The 3,422-nt window shown below is 38.5% G+C and carries 3 protein-coding genes; all 3 read right to left on the minus strand.

What is annotated here, in order from left to right; translation table 11 throughout:
* Nucleotides 1-111 precede the first annotated feature (111 nt).
* Nucleotides 112-1,377: a NupC/NupG family nucleoside CNT transporter gene (locus E5A76_RS03750; RefSeq protein WP_053988815.1), complete on the minus strand. Its 1,266-nt coding sequence runs from the start codon at nt 1,375-1,377 to the stop codon at nt 112-114.
* Between the two features lie 485 nt (nt 1,378-1,862).
* The gene (gene trxC, locus E5A76_RS03755; RefSeq protein WP_053988814.1) at nt 1,863-2,297 is read right to left on the minus strand and encodes a thioredoxin TrxC; all 435 of its coding nucleotides are present in this window, start codon (nt 2,295-2,297) and stop codon (nt 1,863-1,865) included.
* A gap of 411 nt (nt 2,298-2,708) precedes the next feature.
* Entirely contained in the window at nt 2,709-2,906 is a 198-nt protein-coding gene (locus E5A76_RS03760) for a hypothetical protein (RefSeq protein WP_053988813.1), read from the minus strand.
* Nucleotides 2,907-3,422 lie beyond the last annotated feature (516 nt).

The raw sequence follows: 3,422 nt of genomic DNA on the forward strand, positions 1-3,422 counted from the left end.
TCCTACCGCAATAAGCCGTTATAATTCACTAAGATAGTTTAGAACGAATGTAAGATACAAAAAAGCCGCAGAGCGAACCCTACGGCTATCAATGCTATTTCTTTATCTCACTTATAGTGAAACGAAGATACCTGCAAGTGCTGCACTCATTAGGTTAGCCAGTGTTGCAGCTAGAACCGCTTTAACACCCAGTTTTGCCACATCACCACGGCGCTCGGGTGCCATCACACCAATCGAACCGATTTGAATTGCAATTGAACCAATATTTGCAAAACCACATAGTGCGAAAGTCACAATTACTTGAGTGTGCTCAGAAAGTGCTTGTTTTACAGAAGCGAAATCCATGAAAGCAACGAATTCGTTAAGGATCAGTTTTTCACCAATGAAAGTACCTGCTTTCATCATCTCATGTGCCGGCACACCCACAGCGAACGCCAATGGTGAGAAAATGTAACCAAGAATTGCTTGCATTGTTAGTGGTGTCGTTGCAAACCAGTGTGATACAGAATCAAGACCAATAGCACCTGTAATGCTTGCTAACCAGTGACCTACACCTTCAAGACCTGCGTTTGCCATTGCAATTACACTCACGAATGCAATTAGCATAGTACCAATAGCGACCGATACCTTCATACCGTTCATTGCGCCCGCAGCTAATGCATCAATCGCATTGCTGTGCTCACTTTTCGCCATTTCAATTTCAGTTTGTTCCTGTGGCGTTTCTTGCTCAGGTACAAGAATTTTCGCCATTAACAGACCACCCGGTGCTGCCATGAAACTTGCTGCGATAAGATATTTAAGATCAACACCTAAACCTGCATAACCACCCAATACAGAACCGGCTACCGATGCCATACCACAGGTCATTACTACGAAGAGTTCAGAGCGAGTCATACTTGCAAGGAAAGGACGAATAAGAAGAGGAGACTCACCTTGAGAAAGGAAGATGTTACCTGTAGCAACTAATGATTCTGCGCGGCTAGTGCCAAGGACTTTTTGAATACCACCACCAAGGACTTTAATGACCCATTGCATGATACCAAAGTAATAAAGAAGAGAGATTAAAGCACTAATGAAGATAACAAGAGGGAGAACACGAATGGCAAAAACGAAACCGCTTTTTTCAATATTAGATAAATCACCAAAAACAAAGTTAATACCAACATCAGCAAAACTAAGAAGGCCGGCAACACCATCGCTCATTGCACCTAACATCTTCTGACCGATCGGGATATATAATACAAGAGCTGCAAAGCTTGCTTGTAAAAATAAAGCACCACCAACGGTTCTCCAATTGATCGCTTTTCTATTATCAGAAAGCGCCACTGCGCATAGAACCAGTACTACGATACCAGCTAATGTAATTAACAACTGCATTATTTCGTCCTGCTGTTTTTTAAATGGGTGTCGAATAATGAAGGTATTGCTGTTTGTTGCCATTGAGGAACGATTGCTTTTGGGGAAAAAGCAAAAAAGGTAGGATTAACGCAGTTAAACGTCAAAGATATGATTGTGTTCGCCCAATTATACAACATACGAGTCACCTAAATTAACAAGCTACAAATAACGCCGGTCCAACTCCGTGGGTCGTTCACTAATCCATGGTGACAGCTTGTAAAATAAGGTGGCTGAACATAAGTGTTCTGACCGAGGCGAGAGTATATAGAGATCTTGCTCACATTAACAATATCATTTTTCAATAATTGCATATTCAGCAGTTAAATGAATACAATCTGAACAAATGAGATAAAAATCGCAATCCAATAAGGCATACCAGCAACGTTGTAATGCAAAGTAAACCTTGTCGTAACAAAAAGCCGAGCATATTTAGCTCGGCTCTATGTCAATTGAAACAACTTCGTTTATTTTGTCAGTGCTTCATTTAACCATTGATCAAAATGCGACTTAGGTAGCGCACCATTTAGCATATCGACCATTTTGCCACCTTTGAATACCATAATAGTAGGAATACTACGGATACGGTATTGCGCAGCTAATGCTTGTTGAGCTTCTGTGTCAATTTTCACAAAGCGAGCCTGACCATCTCGTTCATTAGACACATCAGAAAAAATTGGTGCAAAACCTACACATGGGTTACACCATGGTGCCCAGAAATCAACAACGACAGGCTTATCGCTTTCTAACAGCGTTGCAAAGTTATCTGATGTACCTTCAATTGGCATACCATCAAACAGTTTTTCTTTACATGAACCACAGCTTGCTTCGTCATTTACGCGCTCAGAAGGTAAACGGTTCAGTGCTTTACAGTGTGGACAGCGTGTTGTGATTGTAGTCATTGTTATTATCCATCTTTAAACTTCATCTGTATTTACTGTAACGCTTACAGCTGAAAAAACAATATGATTCAACTTATTAGAGCAATAGTTTAAAGCTATCAATCACATAAACACATCGCGATAACCCAAACACTGTATTTAATACAAAAGAAAATGGGATGCTAGCAGCACCCCATTACGTGTTCTTATTTATAAAGCAGTTATTTATACAGCAATCATTTTGCTAACAACTGGCTATATTACCCTCTAAATTTACTCATGCCCTCTTCTACTCATTGATAGCAATCAATATGTGACACGGTAACAACAAATTTATTCTTCTATTCTTTAGGTGTTATATTACTTTGCTCCACGCATTGCATATAACTAGTTATGAAATAGGATTAAGTGACGATTATTTCCTTATAACGTTTAGTGCAACAGCCCAAGCTCACGTGCTTCTTGGATAGTTAAACCACTGGCTTGAATATCACGGAACAGTTCAATACGTCGTCTTGCTGCTGCTTGTTGTTTTTTACTCTCAGCAATATTAGAAGCGGATTCATCTTTGTGTTCCCACTTAGATGAGACGGATGAGATTTCTGAATAATCGATAGAGTTAATAGACACAACAACCTCCTAAAGCAACCTGTGTCGTCATGAGTTACTTAGTATCAAAGGAAATTAGCTGAGTTAAGCCGATAAATTTCAGTTTGTGATCAATTCGAGGTTCACGAAATAAAGTCATCAAATCAGAATAAAATGACTAGTCAGGTGCAAATAACAAGCGTATTAATAGAAGTTCTGGACGCTTAAAGAATGGTGAATATTTAGACATATTTGACCCAAGTCCTTTATATAAAAAACATCGCCCTTCCCTTTCAACAACAAATAAAAGTCAGAGCTAGTTCAAATAATTTCTTATTCCTCACTTCGATTATTTTATATGTGACACCTTTGTGCTTTCTTTGATATTTAATGTTATCCAAAAATAAAAAAGCAATAACAATTAAGCATCGGATTTATCCGTATCACGTTCAGCATTGTTACTAAGATCACAATCATAAAATTTAAAATAGTTGATTTATGTCAATTAGTTACTCTTATTTTTAACTCGCTTTTTTTGGCAACTTAACATTACATTTT

Origin of the sequence: Photobacterium lucens (assembly GCF_009873615.1) — a bacterium.
Classification (GTDB): domain Bacteria; phylum Pseudomonadota; class Gammaproteobacteria; order Enterobacterales; family Vibrionaceae; genus Photobacterium; species Photobacterium lucens.

Excerpts from the sequence above, each read along its gene's own strand:
- E5A76_RS03750 (WP_053988815.1), bottom strand. The coding sequence starts at position 1,377 with ATGCAGTTGTTAATTACATTAGCTGGTATCGTAGTACTGGTTCTATGC.
- trxC (WP_053988814.1), bottom strand. The coding sequence starts at position 2,297 with ATGACTACAATCACAACACGCTGTCCACACTGTAAAGCACTGAACCGT.